At 73.1% G+C, this 19,219-nt stretch carries 20 protein-coding genes; 14 read left to right on the forward strand and 6 right to left on the reverse strand.

Annotated elements, in window-relative coordinates; genetic code table 11:
• The first annotated feature begins 95 nt into the window (after positions 1-95).
• Together GA0070608_RS30585 and GA0070608_RS30590 are read left to right on the forward strand one after the other, a co-directional pair.
• Positions 96-524: an SRPBCC family protein gene (locus GA0070608_RS30585; protein ID WP_323135689.1), complete on the forward strand. Its 429-nt coding sequence runs from the start codon at positions 96-98 to the stop codon at positions 522-524.
• Positions 525-666: 142 nt separating this feature from the next.
• Positions 667-1,434: a polyprenol monophosphomannose synthase gene (locus tag GA0070608_RS30590; protein ID WP_091633331.1), complete on the forward strand. Its 768-nt coding sequence runs from the start codon at positions 667-669 to the stop codon at positions 1,432-1,434.
• A 173-nt stretch (positions 1,435-1,607) separates the two neighbouring features.
• Here the strand turns inward: GA0070608_RS30590 and GA0070608_RS30595 are convergent, their stop codons facing one another.
• The gene (locus tag GA0070608_RS30595; RefSeq protein ID WP_091633336.1) at positions 1,608-3,212 is read right to left on the reverse strand and encodes a phytoene desaturase family protein; all 1,605 of its coding nucleotides are present in this window, start codon (positions 3,210-3,212) and stop codon (positions 1,608-1,610) included.
• Positions 3,213-3,282: 70 nt separating this feature from the next.
• On the opposite strand from GA0070608_RS30595, the gene GA0070608_RS30600 reads away from it, so the two are divergent.
• Positions 3,283-4,716, forward strand: a complete 1,434-nt coding sequence (locus GA0070608_RS30600) for an aldehyde dehydrogenase family protein (protein ID WP_091633339.1) — start codon at positions 3,283-3,285, stop codon at positions 4,714-4,716.
• Between the two features lie 106 nt (positions 4,717-4,822).
• Here the strand turns inward: GA0070608_RS30600 and GA0070608_RS30605 are convergent, their stop codons facing one another.
• Complete coding sequence (locus GA0070608_RS30605) at positions 4,823-5,224, reverse strand: ChaB family protein (RefSeq protein ID WP_091636587.1); 402 nt, start codon at positions 5,222-5,224, stop codon at positions 4,823-4,825.
• 163 nt (positions 5,225-5,387) lie between these two features.
• Here GA0070608_RS30605 and GA0070608_RS30610 point away from each other — a divergent pair, with 163 nt between their 5' ends.
• The 4 genes from GA0070608_RS30610 to GA0070608_RS30625 all read left to right on the forward strand — a co-directional run bounded on the left by GA0070608_RS30610 (position 5,388) and on the right by GA0070608_RS30625 (position 7,788).
• The gene (locus tag GA0070608_RS30610) at positions 5,388-6,368 is read left to right on the forward strand and encodes a YihY/virulence factor BrkB family protein (RefSeq protein ID WP_091636591.1); all 981 of its coding nucleotides are present in this window, start codon (positions 5,388-5,390) and stop codon (positions 6,366-6,368) included.
• Positions 6,369-6,423: 55 nt separating this feature from the next.
• Positions 6,424-6,840, forward strand: a complete 417-nt coding sequence (locus tag GA0070608_RS30615; RefSeq protein ID WP_091633342.1) for a DUF2795 domain-containing protein — start codon at positions 6,424-6,426, stop codon at positions 6,838-6,840.
• Positions 6,841-6,892: 52 nt separating this feature from the next.
• Positions 6,893-7,354: an SRPBCC family protein gene (locus GA0070608_RS30620; RefSeq protein ID WP_091633345.1), complete on the forward strand. Its 462-nt coding sequence runs from the start codon at positions 6,893-6,895 to the stop codon at positions 7,352-7,354.
• A 173-nt stretch (positions 7,355-7,527) separates the two neighbouring features.
• Positions 7,528-7,788 carry a hypothetical protein gene (locus tag GA0070608_RS30625; protein ID WP_091633348.1) on the forward strand — a complete coding sequence of 87 codons (261 nt, stop codon included), beginning with the start codon at positions 7,528-7,530 and terminating at the stop codon, positions 7,786-7,788.
• Positions 7,789-7,903: 115 nt separating this feature from the next.
• On the opposite strand, the gene GA0070608_RS30630 is transcribed toward GA0070608_RS30625, so the two are convergent.
• A complete protein-coding gene (locus GA0070608_RS30630; protein WP_091633351.1) occupies positions 7,904-9,112 on the reverse strand; it encodes an MFS transporter in 1,209 nt (402 codons plus the stop codon).
• Between the two features lie 154 nt (positions 9,113-9,266).
• On the opposite strand from GA0070608_RS30630, the gene GA0070608_RS30635 reads away from it, so the two are divergent.
• Positions 9,267-9,479 (forward strand): hypothetical protein, encoded by a 213-nt coding sequence (locus GA0070608_RS30635; protein ID WP_091633354.1) that lies wholly within the window; start codon positions 9,267-9,269, stop codon positions 9,477-9,479.
• Positions 9,480-9,490: 11 nt separating this feature from the next.
• On the opposite strand, the gene GA0070608_RS30640 is transcribed toward GA0070608_RS30635, so the two are convergent.
• Positions 9,491-10,054, reverse strand: a complete 564-nt coding sequence (locus GA0070608_RS30640; RefSeq protein ID WP_091633358.1) for a TetR/AcrR family transcriptional regulator — start codon at positions 10,052-10,054, stop codon at positions 9,491-9,493.
• A gap of 145 nt (positions 10,055-10,199) precedes the next feature.
• Here GA0070608_RS30640 and GA0070608_RS30645 point away from each other — a divergent pair, with 145 nt between their 5' ends.
• Both GA0070608_RS30645 and GA0070608_RS30650 read left to right on the forward strand, forming a co-directional pair.
• On the forward strand, positions 10,200-11,897 hold the full coding sequence (locus tag GA0070608_RS30645; RefSeq protein WP_176734027.1) for an ABC transporter ATP-binding protein: 1,698 nt from the start codon (positions 10,200-10,202) through the stop codon (positions 11,895-11,897).
• Between the two features lie 125 nt (positions 11,898-12,022).
• Positions 12,023-12,631, forward strand: a complete 609-nt coding sequence (locus GA0070608_RS30650; protein WP_091633366.1) for a class I SAM-dependent methyltransferase — start codon at positions 12,023-12,025, stop codon at positions 12,629-12,631.
• A 51-nt stretch (positions 12,632-12,682) separates the two neighbouring features.
• On the opposite strand, the gene GA0070608_RS30655 is transcribed toward GA0070608_RS30650, so the two are convergent.
• Entirely contained in the window at positions 12,683-13,132 is a 450-nt protein-coding gene (locus tag GA0070608_RS30655; RefSeq protein ID WP_091633370.1) for a hypothetical protein, read from the reverse strand.
• 163 nt (positions 13,133-13,295) lie between these two features.
• Here GA0070608_RS30655 and GA0070608_RS30660 point away from each other — a divergent pair, with 163 nt between their 5' ends.
• Positions 13,296-13,673, forward strand: a complete 378-nt coding sequence (locus tag GA0070608_RS30660; protein WP_091636595.1) for a DUF6401 family natural product biosynthesis protein — start codon at positions 13,296-13,298, stop codon at positions 13,671-13,673.
• Positions 13,674-13,862: 189 nt separating this feature from the next.
• Here GA0070608_RS30660 and GA0070608_RS30665 read toward each other — a convergent pair whose 3' ends face one another.
• Positions 13,863-14,729, reverse strand: coding sequence for a mechanosensitive ion channel family protein (locus GA0070608_RS30665; RefSeq protein WP_091633373.1), 867 nt, complete (start codon positions 14,727-14,729; stop codon positions 13,863-13,865).
• Positions 14,730-14,918: 189 nt separating this feature from the next.
• On the opposite strand from GA0070608_RS30665, the gene GA0070608_RS30670 reads away from it, so the two are divergent.
• The 3 genes from GA0070608_RS30670 to GA0070608_RS30680 all read left to right on the forward strand — a co-directional run bounded on the left by GA0070608_RS30670 (position 14,919) and on the right by GA0070608_RS30680 (position 19,155).
• Positions 14,919-17,042 (forward strand): ATP-binding SpoIIE family protein phosphatase, encoded by a 2,124-nt coding sequence (locus GA0070608_RS30670; protein ID WP_091633377.1) that lies wholly within the window; start codon positions 14,919-14,921, stop codon positions 17,040-17,042.
• Between the two features lie 40 nt (positions 17,043-17,082).
• Positions 17,083-17,760, forward strand: coding sequence for an HAD family hydrolase (locus GA0070608_RS30675; protein WP_091633380.1), 678 nt, complete (start codon positions 17,083-17,085; stop codon positions 17,758-17,760).
• Between the two features lie 105 nt (positions 17,761-17,865).
• The gene (locus GA0070608_RS30680) at positions 17,866-19,155 is read left to right on the forward strand and encodes a cation:proton antiporter (protein WP_091633384.1); all 1,290 of its coding nucleotides are present in this window, start codon (positions 17,866-17,868) and stop codon (positions 19,153-19,155) included.
• Positions 19,156-19,219: the final 64 nt, after the last annotated feature.

The following is a 19,219-nucleotide window of genomic DNA, read 5'->3' on the forward strand; positions in this document are numbered from 1 at the left end:
TGGCGATACCCGTCGCCCGGGAGAAGCTAACCCGCCGGCGCGGTTAGCCCCGACCGCACCCGGGGTACGGCAGGGCGGTGGCGATTGTGGAGAGAGTGATCGACGCGCTCCCGGAGCAGGTCTGGGCGGTGCTGGCGGACGGCTGGACGTACAGCGACTGGGTCGTCGGCACGGTGCACGTCCGCGACGTGGACGATGCCTGGCCCCGGGTCGGCAGCCGACTGCACCACAAGGCCGGGCCGTGGCCGGTCTCCCTGCACGACTCCTCGACGGTGCTGGCCTGCGAACCGCCGCACCGGTTGGTCATCCGCGCCGGGCTCTGGCCGGCCGGGGAGGCCGTCGTGGTCTTCACCCTCGAACCGGTCGGCGTGGGCGCGACCCGGGTACGCATCGGCGAGGACTTCGCCGCCGGCCCGTTGCACTGGGCACGCAACAAGGTTAACGACCTGGTGCTGCACCAGCGCAACAAGGAGACCCTGACCCGGCTGGCCGACATCGCCACGCGACAGAAGGCGAACGGCTGACCGCGGAGTTCCGGCTGCGGTCGAGCCGGCATCCGTCCTCGTCGCGGCGGAAGACGGGGCGATAGGGGTGGCCTTTTCGACCCGGATGTGGCAACTGGCTACGCTCTGAGGGAGCCCTGTCCGCCGACCGAGGATGTCCGACATGATCGAACCCGTGCAGTTGCCCGTGCCGTGGCGGGACGCACGCCTGACCGTCGTGGTTCCCACCTACAACGAGGCGGGCAACCTCCCGGTGCTGGTCGAGCGGCTGCTGACCCTGCCGCTGCCGGGCCTGAAGATCCTGGTCGCCGACGACAATTCGCCGGACGGCACGGGTGAGGTGGCGGACAAGCTGGCCATCGAGCACCCCGACCGGGTCGAGGTCGTGCACCGGGCCGGCAAGGAGGGCCTCGGCCGGGCGTACGTCGACGGCATCGGGCGTGCCCTCGACGGCGGCGCCGAGTACGTGGCACAGATGGACGCCGACCTGTCGCACCCGCCGGAGGCACTGCCGGGGATGCTCGGCGCGTTGCTCTCCACCCAGGCCGGCGTGGTGATCGGCTCCCGGTACGTGCCGGGTGGCGAGCTGGACGAGAACTGGCCGCTCTACCGGCGGGCGCTCAGCGGCTGGGCCAACCTCTACGTGCACACGCTGCTGCGGGTCCGGATCCGCGACCTCACCGCCGGCTTCAAGATCTGGCGGGCGGACGCGCTGCGCGACATCGGCCTGGAGCGGGTGCAGTCCAACGGCTACAGCTTCCAGGTGGAGATGCACTACCTGGCCACGAAGCTGGGGCACACCATCCTGGAGGTGCCGATCCGCTTCGAGGAGCGGCGCGACGGCGACTCCAAGATGACCACCGCGACCAAGATCGAGAGCGCGCTGATGCCGTTCAAGCTACGCAGCAAACACCGCAACGTCGAACGCTAACCCCCACCCCACCCCCACCCTGCCCACCCCCACCCTGCCCCGCCCGACCCCGCGATCTTGCACTTCCTGCCCCGACAAAGCGGTCACTCTTCGCATTCTGGGGGCACAAAGTGCAAGATCGCGGGGTGCTGGGGTGGGGTGTGCGGGGACGCGTGCCGTCGGCGAGGGGGCGGTCAGCGGTAGAGCGTGCGGTGGGCGGCGTCGATACCGGCCGCGTACAGCGGGCCGGTTAGGGCGCGGTCGCGGGCCAGGGCGGCGCGGGCGGCGTTCGCGCCGGGAGCGCCGTGCACCCCGCCGCCCGGATGCGCCGACGCGCTGGCCAGAAAGAGCCGGTCCACCGGGGTGTCCGCGCGGCCCAGGCCGGGGATCGGGCGCAGGAACAGCTGCTGGTACGCGGCGGCGGTGCCGCCGCCGAGCGCGCCGCCGACCAGGCTCGGGTCGCCCGCCTCCAGGTCGGCCGGCCCGGCCACGTGCCGCCCGACGATCAGGCTGCGGAAGCCCGGCGCGGCCTCCTCCAGCACCCGTTCCATCCGCTCGACGTGCACGGCGATCTCCTCTGCCCGCCACTGCCGGCGGAACGGCAGGTGGGTGTACGACCAGAGTGACTCCGTGCCCGGCGGCGAGTGGCTCGGGTCGGCCACCGACATCTGCCCCACCAGCAGGAACGGGTCGCGGGGCACCTCCCGACGGGCCAGCGCGGCGGCGTAGCCGGTGAGCCCGTCCAGATCCGCGCCCAGGTGCACCGTGCCGGCGGTGGCGACCGCCCGGTTGGTCCACGGCACGGGAGCCGACAGCGCCCAGTCCACCTTGAGCGTCGAGCCGTCCCAACGGAAGTGCGCCAGGTCCTCCACCAGCCGCGGCGGCAGCACCGCCGCGCCGACCAGGTCCAGGTAGAGGGCGGGCGCGGGGACGTCGGCGAGCACCGCCCGGCGGGCCCGCCAGAGGGCGCCACCGGCGGTACGCACTCCCATCGCCCGGCCGCGGGCGGTCAACACCCGGTCGACCCGGGCGCCGTAGAGGATCCGGCCGCCACGCTCGGTCAGCCGGGCCACCAGCGCGTCGGTGATCTTCTGTGCGCCGCCGTCGGGCACCGGCCAGCCGACCTGCTGACCGAGCATGGCGAGCAACCAGCCGTACACACCCGAACCGGCCTCCTCGGGCGACAGGTCGGTGTGCAGGGCGCAGCCGGCCAGCAACGCCGGTCCGCCCTCGCCGTCGAAGAGTTCCTCGCCGAGCTTGCGCGCCGGCACCACCAGCCGCCGGGCCAGCCTCAGCGCCCCGGACACCCGCAGCCGGCGCAGCAGGGTCAGTCCTCCGCGCACCGGCGGGAACGGCGTGGTGATGCTCTCCAGCATCGGCTCGGCCACCTGGCGCCAGTCGTCGTACGCGTGCAGCCAGCGTTTGCCGTCACCCGGCGCGAACGCCTCCAGCGATGCCGCGGTGGCCTCCGGGTCGCGGTTGAGCACCGCCGCCCGTCCGTCGGGCAACAGATGGGCCAGCACGTCCGGGGAGTGCCGCCAGCGCAACCCGTACCGGTCGAGCCCCAGCCCGCGCAGCACCGGCGAGGCGTAACCGAGGGGGTAGAAGGAGCTGTAGAGGTCGCTCAGGTAGCCGGGTGCGGTCACCTCGGCGGAGCGGACGGCCCCGCCCGGCGTGGCCGTGGCCTCCAGCACCAGCACGTCCCAGCCGGCGTCGGCCAACAGGTTGGCGGCGACCAGACCGTTGTGGCCGGCGCCGACGACGACGGCGTCAGCGCTCTCCGCGCCGGTCGAACTCATCCGATCCGCCTACCCGGCCAGCAACCGGGCGAAACGCGTTTGCCGCGCCGGGACCGGGGCATGCACTGCCATGTACACGGTTGCGCAGCTCATAGGCGGAGTGTGGGGCGCGGGCGGCGAGGGTGGCGAGTTGGTCGTACACGATCCGGCCGACGGATCCCCGGTCAGCTCGGCCCCCGTGGCGACGGCGGACGAGGTCGGCAAGGCGGTGGAGGCGGCCCGCGGCGTCGCCGCGGAGTGGGCGGCGACCGCACCCGCGGAACGCGCGGCGGCCCTGCACCGGGCGGCGGACGCCGTGGCGGCGGCGGCCGACGACCTGGCCAGGGCGACGACGTCCGAGATGGGCAAGCCCCTCCCGGACGCCCGGGGCGGTGTGGAGGCGGGCATCGGCACGCTGCGACAGTACGCGGAACTCGCCCCCGTGCGCGGCGGGCGGACCCTGCACGGGCCCACCCACGCCCTCGACTTCATGGTGCCGCAGCCGCGCGGGGTGGTCGCCGCGATCACTCCGTGGAACGACCCGGTGGCGATCTCCTGCGGGCTGCTCGGCGCGGCCCTGGTCACCGGCAACGTGGTCCTGCACAAGCCGAGCGAGCGCACCCCGGCGACCGGCTGGCTGCTGGCGAAGGCGCTCGACTCCGCACTGCCGCCCGGGGTGTTGTCGCTGCTCACCGGAGGCCCGGAGGTCGGTGCGGCGTTGGCCGCGCAGGAGGTGGACGTGGTCGCCCATGTCGGTTCCACCGGCACCGGGCGGGCCATCGCCGCCGCCGCGGCGCGGACCGGGGCGAAGGTGCTGCTGGAGAACGGCGGCAGCGACCCGCTCGTCGTGGACGGCAACGTCGACCCGGTGTGGGCGGCCCGGCAGGCGGCGCTCGGCGCGTTCGCCAACGCGGGACAGATCTGCGTCGCGGTGGAACGGATCTACGTGCACCGGGACGTCGCGGAGGACTTCACGGAGGCGCTGGTGGAGCGGGCCGAGGCGCTGCGGGTGGGCCCGGGCGGCGACCGGCGCACCGAGTTGGGGCCGCTGGTGGACCGGCGGCACCGCGACCACGTGCACGGGCAGGTGACCGCGGCGGTGGCGGAGGGCGCCCGGATCCGCGCCGGTGGCACGCTGCCCGACGGTGCGGGGGCGTTCTACCCGGCGACCGTGCTGGCCGACTGTCGGCACGACATGACGGTGGTACGCGAGGAGACGTTCGGGCCGGTCGCCGCGATCGTCGTGGTCGACTCGTTCTCGGAGGGGCTGCGGTGCGCCGCCGACTCCCCGTACGGGCTGGCCGCGACGGTGCTGACCGGATCGATGAGCCACGCCCAGCGTGCCTGGCGGGAACTGCCGGTGGGCACCGTGAAGGTCAACGCGGTGTTCGGCGGGGCGCCGGGCGGCGCCGCGCACCCCCGCCGGGGCAGCGGGCACGGCTTCGGCTACGGGCCGGAACTGCTGGACGAGTTCACCGCGACGAAGGCGGTCCACATCGAGGCGCCCGGCGGCGGGCACTGGTGACTGACGCACACGCAGGGGCTGTCCGCGCGCGAACAGCCCCTGCGTGGCGTACCCGATGACGGGCGTCGCGTACCCGACGACGGGCGTCGCGTACCCGATGACGGGCTCAGCGACCGCGGGCCCGGGCGGTCTGCCGGTTGTTCGCCTTCTCGATGGCCTTGACCAGTTCCGGCTTCGTCATCGCCGAACGGCCGGGCACGTCCAGTTTGCGGGCCACCTTCATCAGGTGGTCCTTGGTGGCGTTGGCGTCCACCCCACCGGCGGTGGGCGCCCGGCGCTCCGGTCCGCCGCCGGCCGCCTGGCGGTCGCTCGGCCCCTTACGGCCCTTCGGCTCCCAGTGGTCACCCACCTTCTCGAACTCGTGCTTCACGGCGGCGAAGGCGGTGCGGTGCGCCCGCTCCCCCTCGCCATACGTCTCCACCGCCGAGTCGTGCGTCTTCTCCCACGTGCGCTGCGCCTTCTCCGGGGAGCGCCGCAGCGTGCTGGGCAGTACCTCGCGCCCGGGCATCTCGTCCTCCTCCGCGTCGATGGGTTCTGTGTCGACCGTTCCCCCGCGCCCGGTCGGCAAACCGGGGGGCCGAGTTTGTCGGTTTCCGGCCGGGGGTACCGGCGGGGCCAGGCGAAGCCGGATGCACCGGGTCATCCGGCGGCCGGGGCACAGGGAGCGGGCCATGACGACGACGGAGCCCGGCGCGGCACTCACCGACGAGCGGCGACTGCGGCTTCCCCGGCGGGTACGGCAGCTGAGCTGGCGGACCTGGCGTGGCGTGCTGGTCCGCAGCGTGCGCAACTTCGTCAGGGACAACTGCGCCGACCGCGCCGCCGCGCTGACCTACTACGGGGTGCTGGCGCTCTTCCCGTCCACCATCGTGGTGGTCGCCCTGGTCGGGCTGGTGTCCAACGGCGAGCAGACCGTCGACACCGTGCTGGACCTGGCCCGGGACATGGGTGCCGGCTCGGTGGTGGCCAACGAGGGCTTCGTCGGCGTGGTCCGGGGCGTGGTGGACCAGAACGACTCGGCGAGCGTGCTGCTGAGCTTCGGCCTGCTCGGCGCACTCTGGTCGGCCTCCGGCTTCATCGGGGCGTTCACCCGGGCCTCCAACGCCGTCTACGGGGTCGAGGAGGGCCGGCCGGTCTGGAAGCTGCGCCCGGTGCAGATCGGCCTGGCGGCGCTCTCGCTGGTGCTGCTGGCGATCGTCGCCACCGGGCTGATCGTCAGCGGGCCGGTCACTGACGCGGTGGGCGACCTAATCAACGCCGGCGGACTGGCGCGTACGGCGTGGAGCGTCGCCAAGTGGCCCGTACTCGCGTTGATCATGATGGTGCTGCTGAGCCTGCTGTTCTGGATCGCGCCGAACGTCCGGCAGCCGCGCTTCCGCTGGCTCACCCCGGGCGGTGCGGTCGCCCTGCTCGCCTGGGCTCTCGCCTCCTTCGGTTTCGGCCTCTACGTGGCCAACTTCGGCTCGTACGACGCCACCTACGGCAGCCTCGGCGCCGTGATCGCGTTCCTGGTCTGGCTCTACCTGTCCAATTCCGCGCTGATGCTCGGCGTGCAGATCAACGCGGAACTCCAGCGCGGCCGGGTGCTCCAGGCCGGCGAGCCGGACCCCGACGAGCCGGTCCTGTCCCCGAAGACGCCAGCGGCCACGTGAAGGCAGCGGTGGTACCGGCGGTTTACCGCCGGTGCCACCGGGTAGCGCAGAAGGCATGGAACGTGGCAGCAGCAAGCACGGACCGAGGGTCGACGAGCAGATGAGCCGGGAGGTCAGCGGCCTCGTGCAGGGGCCGGGGACCGGCGGCTCACGGGTCGACGAGTCCCGTGTGCCGGAGCCGGCGGGTGAGGACCAGCCGGAGGCGACCACGGCACCGGCCGGCGACCTGCGTACGGGCTCGCCCCAGGGAATGAGCTCCGAGGACGTCGAGCGACGCAGCCGCCTCGGACGGTTCATCACGATGACCGCCCTGCCCGGTGACCGGGAGGCGCTGATCGCCAACGCGCGGGACAACAACGCGCCGGCGGACATCCTCGCCGAACTGGAGCAACTGCCCGAGGGCACCCGCTACCAGACGGTCTCCGAGGTGTGGGCGGCGCTCGGCCACAAGAACGAGACGACCCGCTGGTGACCGGATCCCCGCACGATCCGGCCCGTCACCGGCGGAAGAAGGAGGATGCCTGATGAGTGGCGTTACCGAACACGTGGACGTCTCCGTCCCGGTGCGCACGGCGTACGACCAGTGGACCCAGTTCGAGGACTTTCCCCACTTCATGGAGGGGGTGCAGGAGGTCCGGCAGCTGTCGGACACGATGACCCACTGGACGGTGGAGATCGCCGGGGTGAAACGGGAGTTCGACGCCGAGATCACCGAGCAGCTCCCGGACGAGCGGGTCGCCTGGCGCTCGACGGGCGGCACCCAGCAGGCCGGGGTGGTGACCTTCCACCGGCTGGACCCCGGCACCACCCGGGTCATGCTCCAGCTCGAGTTCGAACCGCACGGCGTGGTCGAGCAGGCCGGCGACAAGCTGGGCATCGTCGACCGGCGCGCGAAGGGCGACCTGGCGCGGTTCAAGCAGTTCATCGAGCGGCGCGGTCAGGAGACCGGTGCCTGGCGCGGCAAGGTCGACCGTCCGCAGCCCTGATCCCCCGCCCCCGGGATACCGAACCACCGATGGCCGCCGGCTCCCCCGGCGGCCATCGCCGTTCCTCCTCGGCCAGCTTGTCGCGGGAACGGCCCCGGGTGTGCCGGATCGGCGTGTCCGGTGAGCACCGCGACGGTCGTTTGCGGGCGCCGGGCCCGGGTACCGCGACAGGTATGACGGACGACGACAAGGTGTGGCGGGACGAGGAACGGACCTCGATGCGGGAACTGGACCGGGCCGTCGCGCGTTCGAGCCTGGACGGTCAGGCCGACGACGTGACGGCGAACGACGCCGGCGAGGAGGCGGCATTCGGACACGGGCCGGAGCCGGTGGACCGCAGCGGACAGGCCGCCGGGGCGGGCCGGGAGCCGACCGACCCGGAGCGCGCGTACCGGCCCTCGACGACCGGCCGGACCGGGCCCGACAACATGTGAGCGGCGCGCGGACCCACCCCGGTCCTTCAGGTTGGCGGGCCGGGCCGCTCCAGTTGGCCCGGCCGAGTTCTCCGACCGGCCCGGCCGAGTTCTCCGACCGGCAGGGCCGGGCCGCTCAGCGGGGTGCCGGGGCCGGTCGGCGGGTACCGGCCGCGTGCAGGGCGATCAGGCCCACCGCGAGCACGACCAGCGCCGGCCCGAGCAGTTCCACCGAGGTGTTGCCGAGCAGCACCCCGATCCCGGCCGGCACCAGCGCGGCTCCCAGCCCGGCCGCGCCGATCTGGAGGCCGATGGTCCGGTCCGCGTGCGCCGCACCGACCCGCTCGGCGGTGGTGAGAGTGAGCAGCGGGAAGACCGGGGCGGCGGCGAAGCCGACGACGAACAGCCCGGTCACGGCGACCCAGGCCGGTGCGGGCAACGCGACCAGGACCGCGCCGGCCGCCATTCCGACCAGGCTGCCCCACAGCACCACCGCCACGCTCAGCCGCTCGGCGACCACACCCTGCACCACCCGTCCGACGAACAGGCTTCCCCAGTAGCCCGAGACGCAGACGCCGGCGATGGCCGCGCCGAGGCCGCGCCCCTCGGTGAGCAGCAGGAACGCCCAGAGCCCGGCGGCCACCTCGATGGCCACGTACACGACGAAGGCCGCCGCGCCGAGCCAGACCGCCGGCAGGCGCAGCGTCTCGCGTACCGGCACGGCGGTCGGCGGGGCGGCGGTCGCCGAGCCCGGCGCGGACCCGGCGGGCTCGCGGGCCGGGGCGCGCTCCCGCCAGGCCCGGACGGTCAGGGCGAACGCGGCGGCCAGCGCGAGCTGGGCCGCCGCCACCAGGCCGTAGCCCCAGCGCCAGGAGAGCCCGGCGCTCAGCGCGCCGGTCATGATCAGCGGCCCGAGCGCCACGCCGAGACCGAAGAAGGCGTGCATCCAGTTCATGTGCCGGGGGCCGAAGGCGCCCGCCGCGTACGCGTTCAGGCCGGAGTCGATCGCGCCGGAGCCCAGACCGAGCACCAACGCGCAACCCACCAACAGGGCGAGCCCGGGACTCAGCGTGTAGCCGGTGAGCGCGAGGCTGGCCAACAACGTGCTGCCGGCCAGCAGCCAGCCGACGCCGAGCCGGGCCAGCGTGAACCCGGCCAGCACGCTGGAGGTCAGGTAGCCGGCGGTGCCCGCGGTGAGCACCAGGCCGACGGCTTCGGTGGGTACGCCGAAGTCGGCCCGGATCGACGGCCAGCCCACCCCGATCAGGCCGTCGGGCAGGCCGAGGCTGACGAACGCGAGATAGGCCAGCAGGAGCAGCGAGGCGCGGGGCGGGGCGTTGGACACGGAGGACCATCCTGCCTCCCGTCAACGACGGCGTCGCCCGGCCTCCCCCGCTGGGACGAGCGTTACGGTCCGGATGGTCGGAAAAACGGACAGCTCATCCAGAATCGGCCGTTCGGCTGACGGCAAGCCCCGGCTCGCGCGCAAGACTTTCGGGATGCATCAGGGCTCCGGCATTCTCTCCACGCGTCAGCGCCGCCTGGCATGGCTCGGCTTTCTCCTCGCCGCGCTCCAGGCTCCCGTCTCCGCCAAGCTGGTCTCGGACGACTCCTGGTTGTTCAGCCTCTGCGTCGCGCTGATGGTGGCGACCGTGATCATCGCCGACGACGCGGCCCGGCGCCGCCCGGCCGACGCCCGGCCCACGGAGTAGCCGAGCAGCGCTCAGCCCGGCCTGACCGCGATCGCGCCGTCGACGGTACGCAGGATCAGACGCAGCACCTCGTGCCGGGAGGCGTCGGTCTCGGCGAGGTAGGACCATCCGGCGTACAACTGGGACCAGATCAGGCTCTGCACCCAGTCCACCGGCAACTCCGGGTCGATGGTGCCGTCGCGATGGCCGCGCTCGACCATCGCGGCGAAGTCCGGGTCGCACCCGCCGCCGGTCGTGCCGGCCCCCGTCTCCGGCTCCGTGAAGATCAGCGAGAGCAGGCTGCCGAGGTCGAAGTATTCCTGGCAGAGCCGGTGCACGGCTGAGGCGCCGGTGCCCTCGGCCATCCGCGCCTGGGCGGTGGCGCGGTCCAGTCGGGCGTTGGCCTCCGTACCGACCGCGGCCAGCAGGTCGGCGCGCTCGGCGAAGTAGCGGTGCAGTGTCGTACGCCCGACATCGGCGGCGGTGGCGATGTCCCCGAGGGAGGCGGCGGGATTACGCCCCAGCACCTCTATCGCCGCGTCGACGATGGCCTGGCGGGTCCGGGCCCGGCTGCCGGACACCTGCGCGTCGGTCACGTCGCGAGGATAGCAACACCTCGTTTCGGAATAGCGATTGACTACATTGGAACAGCACTGTTCCAATAAAGGCGTGAACTCTCCCACTCTGGTGCTTCCCCGGTTGCGCACTCTGGTGTCCTTCCTCGCCCCGCACAGGCGGACGATGCTCCTCGGCCTCGCGTTGGGGCTCGCCGCCAACGCGGCCGGGCTCGCGACGCCGATGGTCACCAAGTGGGTCCTGGACACGCTCGGCGCCGGCGAGTCGATGGCCCGCCCGATCGGCGCCCTGCTGGCGCTCGTCGTCGTCGGCGCGGCCGTCTCACTGTGGCAGTGGCGGCTGCTCGGGACGCTGGCCGAACACATCGTGCTCGACGCACGGGCCGCGATCGTCCGGCACTACTTCCGGGCCCGCGTCGGCGACCTGCAACGCCGGCCCGTCGGCGAGCTGGTCACCCGGGCCACCTCCGACACCCAACTGCTGCGCGAGGCGTCCGGCAGCATCGTCGGGCTGGTCAACGCCGGCATCGCCCTGCTCGGCACGCTCGTGCTGATGGGGGTGCTCGACCTTTATCTGCTGGGCTGCACCGTGGCCGCCGTGCTGGTCGTCGCGGCGGTCATGGGCGCGCTGATGCCCCGCATCGCGAAGGCGCAGGCCGCCGCGCAGGAGTCGATGGGCGCGCTCGGCGGCGCGTTGGAGGGGGCGCTGCGCGCGATCCGTACGGTCAAGGCCAGCCGGGCGGAAGCCCGGTCGACCGAGCGGATCGTCGCCGACGCCCGGCAGGCGGCGGCGCACAGCGTACGAGCGGCACGGGTGACCGCGTCGGTCTGGACGATCGCCTGGACGGGGATCCAGCTCGCGGTGATCGCGATCCTGGGCATCGGCGCCTGGCGGGCCCAGCGCGACCTGCTGGAGATCTCCAGCCTGATCGCCTTCCTGCTGTACACGTTCCAGCTGATGGGGCCGATCACCGAGCTGACCCAGAACACCACGGCGTTGCAGGCCGGGATCGCGGCGGCGGGGCGGATCCGCGAGATCGAGAACATCGCGACCGAGCCTTCGGGACCGGCGTCCCTGCCGGCGGAACCCCTCCGGGCGCCCGTCGCGGAGCAGCCGGTGCTGGTGTTCCGCGGGGTCACCGCCCGGTACGGGCCGGACGGGCCCGCCGCTGTGCAGGACATCGACCTGGCCGTTCCCCGGCGTGGGCACACCGCGATCGTGGGCCCGTCGGGGGCCGGCAAGACCACGCTGTTCTCGCTGATCCTGCGATTCCTGGAGCCCGAGCGGGGTCAACTGCTCCTCGACGGCCACCCGTACGCGGCCTGCGGGCACGACGAGGTACGGTCCCGGCTCGCGTACGTCGAGCAGGAGACGCCGGTGGTGCCGGGCACCATCCGCGACAACCTGCGGTTCACCCACCCCGACGCGACCGAGGAGGAGATCCGGGCGGTGCTCCGTGCCGTCCGCCTCGACGACAAGATCGATTCCCTGCCGGACGGACTGGACACGTCGCTGTCGTCGACGGAGGTGTCCGGCGGGCAGCGCCAGCGCATCGCGCTGGCGCGGGCCATGCTGCGCACCCCCGAGGTCCTGCTGCTCGACGAGGCGACCGCACAGGTCGACGGGCTGACCGAGGCGGCGTTGCAGGAGTGCGTCCGGCAGCGGGCGGCGGCCGGCGCGGTGCTGACCATCGCGCACCGGCTCTCCACGGTGCTCGACGCCGACCGGATCGTGGTGATGGAGCACGGCCGGATCCGGGCCCAGGGCACCCACTCCGAGTTGCTGGCCGGCGACGTCCTCTACCGCCGCCTGGTCGAGGCGCTGCGCATCGCGGCCGAGGAGCCCGCGGTCGCGACTCGCTAGTCGCGCCCCGCTCCAGCTCAGGGAACTGTTCCGCGAGCTCTTCCCACGGTTGCCACACCCTGGTGCGGCGACCGTGGGGGATCGGGGCCTGCTCGGCCGGATCCAAAGGCCCATATAGTCACCCGGTGAACGTGGAGCAGGTTCGGGACGCGTATGCCTCCGTCGCAGGCCTCTACATCGAACTGTTCGGCACGAGCCAGCAGGCGCATACCGATGATCTCGCCTTCATCGGGCGACATCTGTCGATTCAGCCTGGCAACGTGCTCGATCTGGGCTGCGGACCTGGCCATCTCACCGGCTACCTTCGGTCGCTGGGTGTCGACGCGACGGGGATCGACATGGTTCCCGAGTTCATCGCCCATGCGAAGGCAGCCCATCCGACCGGCAAGTACCAACTCGGGTCGATGAGGAGCCTCGACGTCGAGAGCGGTTCCATCGCCGGCATCCTGGCCTGGTACTCGCTGATCCACTTACCGCCGCAGGACCTCGACGGTGCACTCGCCGAGTTCCGGCGAGTGATGACTCCAGCTGGCACGCTGGTGATCGGCTTCTTCGACGGCGACGAGATCGCCGCCTTCGACCACAAGGTCGTGACGGCCTATCGCTGGCCCGTCGACAAGCTCTCCGAGCGGTTGACGCGGGCTGGCTTCACGGAAGTCGAGCGCCAGCATCGGCCCGGCGATGGCACTCACCGGCCGCACGCCGCGATCGCGGCGGTCGCGGCCGAACTGTGAGCTGAGTCAGTCCCGGGCCACGGTGGTCGGCCTGCACACCCGGGCCGACGGCTAGCCGTCGGCCCCGGGGCGGGCCTCGTGCCCGGGGCGGCCCCGACTGCGCCGCCGCTCCTTCATCTCCGCCTCGTAGAGGTGCTGGCGACCGCCGACCAGTTCCTCCCGGGCGGCCCGGTCGAGGTCGCGGAAGAGGGCGTAGTAGCCGTCGTCGAAGTCCTCGACGATCTGGAACGTCCACCGCCCGGCGATGACGTTGCGGCCCAGCAGGTCGGTGTCGATGCGGTCGGCGATCCGGTCGTGCCCGGCGGCGCGGAACATCTCCACGGCGTCGTCGAGCATCAGGTCGGCGTGCCCGACCAACTGGTGCAGCGAGTAGAGGTGGCCGCGGACCCGCTCGACGCACTCCAGCGCCTCGCTGAGCTTGCCGAGCGCCACCACCGTCTCGTCACTGACCCCGGCGGGCCTGCGGTGCCGTTCGTCCGGCCCGTCCTCGTGTCGTCCCATCCGTTCCTCCAGGTGTCGGCCCGCTCCCGTCCGGGCGGTTCTCCTCCTGCCCCGCCCGCGTCGGGTCAATCCACGGGCGGTCCGCTGACCGTTCGGGGGAGGGTCAAAAACCCGCCGAGTGGCCGAGGTCGACCCGGGGACCGACCGGATAGCCTCGGTCACCATGCGTGTGCCGTTCAACCGGGTCGAGGCCCGTTCCGCCGCCAACTCGGCGCGAGCCGCCCTCGCCCTCCTGTCCGCCTCGGTCGGCGCCGAAGGACTGGCCGCCGCCGCCGCGCGTCCGGCCCTGCTCGCCCTGGTCGACCAGCATGCCGCGGCGGTACGGGAGAGCCTGGACGGCGACCGCCGGGCGTTGAGCGCCGCGGCGCTCGCCGGCTACGCGGAGGGTGTCCGCGCCGGCGCGCTGGAGCACGGCTGGCAGCCGCCGGTGGCGCCGGTGGACTGGTCCGCGCCGGACTGGCTGCTCACCCGGCTGCTCGCGGTCTGCGCGCTGACCCGCTCGCTCGGGGCCCCGGCGACCGCTCCGCTCCCCCCGGTCTGACCGAACTGCCAACCCGACGGTGCCGGGCGTCGGCGGCCACACCGCGGGCGTGTCCGGCTCCGGCGGCCACACCGCAGGACGTCCCGACTCCGGCGGCTGCACGGGAGGAACACCGGCCCCCGACGGAGACGCCGGAGGGGCGCCCGCACGTCCGCGGACACCCCTCCCCGTCTCGCCTCACCGGCCCGGTCAGCGGCGGAACTGCTGGGTCTCGTCACCCACGTTCCCCGACTGGTAGGTGCCGCGCCCGCCAGCCGTCGCGGACTCCTGCCCGCGCGGCATGACCTCGGTACGCTCGGCCCCCGTCCGGTCGGCCATCTGCCGCCCGACGTCGGTCTGGCCGGCGTCCCGGGCCCGACGGTGCTCCTGCACCGCGCGCGACTCCTCGGCCATCCGGTTCAGCCAGCCGTCCCAGCGGTTCTGCATCGGCCGCACCAGGCCACCGCCGACGCCGACGATCAGGATGCCGGCCACCGTGGCGAGCACCGCGATCAGCACCGGCGTGGTCACCGTGGTCGCGATGCCCACCTGGTTCAGCGCGGCGATCACACCCAGCGCGATGATGAAGACCGCCGTCAGGTCGGCCAGGATCTTGCCGTACGAGAGCCCGCCCAGTGCCCCGCTGACCAGGTCCCGGACGGCGTTGGCGATCGCGGCGGCCACGACGACGATGACGATGGCCACGAAGGCGCGTGGCAGCCACGCGACCACGCCGCTGATCAGGTCACTGATCGCGTTGGGTCCCCACACCCCGAAGGCGAACTGCAGGGTGAACAGCAGTACGGCGTAGTACGCCAGTTTCGCCAGGATGTCACTGGCGTCGTACTTCGTACGTTCCAACGCACGCTTGATGCCGCCCCGTTCCACCGCCCTGTCGAAGTTGACCCGTTCCAGCGCCGCGTCCACGATCTTGAGTACGGCTCTGGCGATGAGCCATCCGACCACGAGGATCGCGATGAACGCGATGGCCCGCGGTATGAACAGCAGCACCGACCTCCACATGTCGGCCACGGCGTTGCCGATGTCGACCTGCCTGACCGCGAGGGTCTCCGGCATGATGTCCCTCCTGTCGCATGGACTGCGCCGCGCGCTTACCCGGTCACCGACGCGGCACGCCGTACCGGTCCCCGAGTTTTTCCCGACATGTCACCACGGAACGGCTCTGAACTGCCCGGACGTTCTGCTCCGACGGCGCGCGGGGCATGATCGGAAACAGGCGACAAGCCCTCCCGCTAGGCTGCGGTCATGCCAGGAACGGTCGGACGGGTCCCGAACCCACCAGCCCCGGTCTCGGGAGCCCCCTCCGCGTCGGGCACGGCGGCCGTCGTCCTGCGCCACGACTGGGCCGGCACCCCGCTCGGCCCGTGGCGGGCCTGGGATCCGGCGGTCCGGGCGGCCACCGAACTGCTCCTCGCCTCGCCCGTACCGATGACCCTCACCCTGGGCGACGACCACCTGCTCGTCTACAACGACGCGTACGCGGAGCTGATCGGCGACCGGCACCCCGACGCGGTGGGCCGGCCGGCGGCCGAGGTGTTCGCGGAGTCCTGGCCGTTGCCCGGTGTCGGCGAGGCCATCGAGCGCACCTACCGCTCGGGGGAGCCGTTCCTGGAGAAGGAAACCACCCTCCCGCTGCACCGCCGTCCCGGCCTGGTCGAACAGTCGGTCTTCACCCGGGGCTACTCCCCCGTACGCGACAGCGCCGGGCGGATCGTCGGCGTGCTGACCGTGGCCGCGGAGACCACCCAGGTCACCCAGCAGCTCCAGAGCCTCAGCGACTTCGCCGCTGCGCTCGCCGGCACCCTCACTCTGGACGACGTGGCCCGGGTGGCGCTGCGCTACGCGATCACCGCGTTCGACGCCGACCGGGTCTCGTTCGCCGTTGACGAGGGCGGCGGCTGGCGGATGGTCCGGCGCATCCGCGGCGAGCTGGTGGACGAGGCCGACGAGCGACTCCCCCCGCTGTGGCGGCGCATCCCGCCGGAGTGGCAGGGGCCGGTGGCGACCGCCGCCCGGAGCGGCGTACCGCTCGTCGTCGACGACGGCCAACCGCTGCGGGAGATCGCGGTGGACCGGCACGACCAGAAGGTCCGCTCGCTCGCGACGGTGCCGCTGCGGGCCTCGGTGGTGCGCGGCAGCCTGACGGTCGGCTATCAGGTCCCGCACGTCTGGTCGGCCGCCCGGCGCGCGCTGCTCGCCACCTCGGCCGAGCTGGTCGGCCAGGCCGCCGAGCGGGCCCGCCGGTTCGAGACCCAGCACGGCACCGCCCAACTGCTGCAACGCAGCATGCTGCCCGCGCACCTGCCCGACCTGCCCCGGATGCGGATCGCCGCCCGCTACGACCCGGGTGTCGACGGCAATGCCGCCGGTGGGGACTTCTACGACGCCTTCCTGCTGCCCGACGGCCGCCTGGGCATTGTGCTCGGCGACGTCGCCGGCCACGACGTGCAGGCCGCGGCCCGGATGGGTCAGGTCCGCGCCGCGCTGCGGGCGTTGGCGTTGACCGACCCCCGCCCGGACGCCGTGCTGGCCGGGCTCGACCGGTTGGTCACCAGCCTGGGCGCCGAGGGCGAGACGCACGAACTCTTCGTGACAGTGGTCTTCGGGGTCGTCGACGCCGACCGGCAGCGGCTCACCCTGGCCAGCGCCGGCCACCCCGCCCCGCTGATCCGCCGGTGTGCCCCGGACGGCGCTCCGGTCACCGAATACCTCGACGTGCCCGCGGGCGCCCCGCTGGGCCTGGGCTGCCGGCCACCCACCGTCACGGTGCGCTTCGCCCCCGGCGACACATTGCTGCTGTTCAGCGACGGCGTGGTGGAGCGGCGCTGGCAGGACCTGACGACCGGGCTGGACGCCCTGGCCGACGCCGTCGCCGGCGCGGGCAGCGGCGACCCCCGTGCGTTGTGCGCGGTGGCCACCGCGGCGGTGCCCGGGGCCACCGAGGACGACGTCGCCGTGCTGGCGGTGGAGCACGCGCTGCGGCCGTCCCGGTCGACGAGCATGGAGGTGCCGGCCGAGCCGACCGCGCCGAGCCGGGTGCGGCACTGGATGACCGCGCAGCTCACCGAGTGGCAGGTGCCCGAGTCGATCATCGGCGCGGCGGTGCTCTGCACCAGCGAGCTGACCACCAACGCGCTGCTGCACGCGGGCACCGCCGCCCGGGTGGAGATCGACCTCAGCCCGGAGCGGCTGCTGGTGTCGGTCGCCGACTCGGGCACCCGGGGTACGGTGACCCGCGCCCAGACCGACACGCTCAGCAGCCGGGGCCGGGGGCTCGGGCTGATCGAGGAGCTGAGTGACGCGTGGGGGACGGACCCGACCCTACGCGGCTCGACCGTCTGGTTCGAGATCCTGATCCCGCCCGGCTGAGCGGGTGGATCAGCACGGCCCACAGGGGGTAAAGGACAGCATGCCCGCCGACAAGCCCAGCGGTGTCCTCTTCGACGTGGACGGCACCCTCGTCGACACCACCTATCTGCACACCGTGAGCTGGTGGGAGGCGCTGCGCCAGACCGACCGGCCCGTGCCCATGGCGACGATCCACCGCGCCATCGGGATGGGCTCGGACAAGTTGCTCGACCACCTGCTCGGCCCGGAGCGCGACCGGAGCGCGGACCAACGGCTGCGCGACGCGCACGACACCCTCTTCGCCGAGTACTGGGAACGACTCGTCCCGCTGCCCCGCGCCGCCGACCTGCTGCGGGCCTGCGCGGAGCGAGGGCTGCGGGTGGTGCTGGCGACCTCCGCCGCCGAGCACGAGGTGACCGCGCTACGCCGGGCACTGGCCGCCGACGACGTGATCCACACCGTCACCTGCGCGGCCGACGCGCGGGAGAGCAAGCCGGCGCCGGACATCCTGGTGGCCGCGCTGGAGCAGTCCGGGCTCGCCGCCGAACGGGTGGTCTTCGTCGGCGACTCGGTGTGGGACGTCGCCGCCGCCGGCGAGCTGGACATCCCCTGCGTCGGGCTGACCTGCGGCGGCACCGGCCGGGGCGAGCTGGCCGGGGCCGGCGCGGTGGCCGTCTACGAGGATCCCGCCGCGCTGCTCACCGCGCTCGACGACTCGCCGGTCGCCAGGACGAGGTGACCGGCTCCGGCCCCATCGCTCCGAACAGGAATACGAGGACTCTTCCGGGGGCAAGGACTTGCACCACCTGCCCGCACGCCGTGGGCGAGGCGGAGAGGTGGGGTCGTGGAGCCGGTAGACGTGGCGTTCGCGGTGGTCGGTCTCGGCGCGCTGCTGGCGGGAATCCTGCCCCGGGTGCTCGAACGCCGACCGCTGTCCATGCCGATCGCCTTCCTCGGGCTCGGCATGCTGGTCTTCCTCCTCCCCGTCGGGCTGCCGGACCCTGATCCGCTCGCGCACCCGCAGCTCGCCACCCATCTCACCGAGATCGGAGTCATCGTCGCGCTGATGGGCGCCGGGCTCAAGATCGACCGGCCGTTGAGCTGGACCCGCTGGTCGTCGACCTGGCGGCTGCTGGCCATCGCCATGCCGTTGTGCATCGCGGCGGTGGCGCTGCTCGGCTGGTGGTGGGCCGGGCTGGTGCCGGCCGCCGCGCTGCTGCTGGCGGCGGCCCTCGCCCCGACCGATCCGGTGCTCGCCGCCGACGTGCAGGTCGGTGAGCCCACCGACGTCGAGGACTCCGAGGACGAGGTCCGCTTCGCCCTGACCTCCGAGGCCGGGCTGAACGACGGGCTGGCCTTCCCCTTCGTGTACGCGGCCATCGCCATCGCCACCACCAGCCTGGCCCCCGGCGACTGGCTGGGCCGTTGGCTCGGCGTGGACGTGCTCTGGAAGGTCGCAGCCGGAGTGGCGGGTGGGTGGCTGATCGGCTGGCTGCTCGGCAAGCTCTTCTTCCGGGCCCCGAGCAAACTGCGGCTGGCCCGGCACTCCGAGGGCTTCCTCGCGCTGGCCGCGACCTTCCTGGCGTACGGGCTGGTGGAGGTCGTGGGCGGGTACGGCTTCCTCGCGGTCTTCGTGGCCGCCCGGGCGATCCGGGCCGCCGAACGCACCCACGAGTTCCACTCCGTGCTGCACGGCTTCGCCGAGCAGGTCGAGCGGTTGCTCACCGTGATGCTGCTGCTGCTCTTCGGCGGCGCGGTGGTCGGCGGCCTGCTGGGCCCGCTGACCTGGACGGCCGCCGCGGTCGGGCTGGCGCTGGTCTTCGTGGTCCGTCCGCTGGTCGGCTGGTTGTCGCTGCGGGGCGCGCCCGGCCGGCCGGCCGAACACTGGGTGATCGCCCTGTTCGGCATCCGGGGCGTCGGCTCGTTCTACTACGTCGCGTACGCGACGGCGAAGACCGACTTTCCCCAGGCGGACCTGATCTGGGCGACCGTCGGCCTCGTGGTGATCGTCTCGGTGGTGGTGCACGGCGTCGCGGCGACTCCGGTGATGCAGTTGCTGGACCGGGCCGGGGAACGCACCTCCGACCCGTCCGAACGCCGCCGCACCGGCGAGCCCGTCGCCGCCGGCGGCTGAGGGCTCGGCGACGCCAGTGCGAGGAAGGGCTCTTCCTGTCCATATGTGACAGGAAGAGCCCTTC

This window comes from Micromonospora peucetia (assembly GCF_900091625.1).
Taxonomy (GTDB): domain Bacteria; phylum Actinomycetota; class Actinomycetes; order Mycobacteriales; family Micromonosporaceae; genus Micromonospora; species Micromonospora peucetia.

Bases quoted from the DNA above. Each gene is read 5' to 3' on its own strand.
- GA0070608_RS30595 (WP_091633336.1), bottom strand. From the start codon at position 3,212: ATGAGTTCGACCGGCGCGGAGAGCGCTGACGCCGTCGTCGTCGGCGCC.
- GA0070608_RS30645 (WP_176734027.1), top strand. From the start codon at position 10,200: ATGCTCCTCGGCCTCGCGTTGGGGCTCGCCGCCAACGCGGCCGGGCTC.
- GA0070608_RS30610 (WP_091636591.1), top strand. From the start codon at position 5,388: ATGACGACGACGGAGCCCGGCGCGGCACTCACCGACGAGCGGCGACTG.
- GA0070608_RS30625 (WP_091633348.1), top strand. From the start codon at position 7,528: ATGACGGACGACGACAAGGTGTGGCGGGACGAGGAACGGACCTCGATG.
- GA0070608_RS30605 (WP_091636587.1), bottom strand. From the start codon at position 5,224: ATGCCCGGGCGCGAGGTACTGCCCAGCACGCTGCGGCGCTCCCCGGAG.
- GA0070608_RS30620 (WP_091633345.1), top strand. From the start codon at position 6,893: ATGAGTGGCGTTACCGAACACGTGGACGTCTCCGTCCCGGTGCGCACG.
- GA0070608_RS30655 (WP_091633370.1), bottom strand. From the start codon at position 13,132: ATGGGACGACACGAGGACGGGCCGGACGAACGGCACCGCAGGCCCGCC.
- GA0070608_RS30665 (WP_091633373.1), bottom strand. From the start codon at position 14,729: ATGCCGGAGACCCTCGCGGTCAGGCAGGTCGACATCGGCAACGCCGTG.
- GA0070608_RS30675 (WP_091633380.1), top strand. From the start codon at position 17,083: ATGCCCGCCGACAAGCCCAGCGGTGTCCTCTTCGACGTGGACGGCACC.
- GA0070608_RS30660 (WP_091636595.1), top strand. From the start codon at position 13,296: ATGCGTGTGCCGTTCAACCGGGTCGAGGCCCGTTCCGCCGCCAACTCG.
- GA0070608_RS30615 (WP_091633342.1), top strand. From the start codon at position 6,424: ATGGAACGTGGCAGCAGCAAGCACGGACCGAGGGTCGACGAGCAGATG.
- GA0070608_RS30635 (WP_091633354.1), top strand. From the start codon at position 9,267: ATGCATCAGGGCTCCGGCATTCTCTCCACGCGTCAGCGCCGCCTGGCA.
- GA0070608_RS30670 (WP_091633377.1), top strand. From the start codon at position 14,919: ATGCCAGGAACGGTCGGACGGGTCCCGAACCCACCAGCCCCGGTCTCG.
- GA0070608_RS30600 (WP_091633339.1), top strand. From the start codon at position 3,283: ATGTACACGGTTGCGCAGCTCATAGGCGGAGTGTGGGGCGCGGGCGGC.
- GA0070608_RS30590 (WP_091633331.1), top strand. From the start codon at position 667: ATGATCGAACCCGTGCAGTTGCCCGTGCCGTGGCGGGACGCACGCCTG.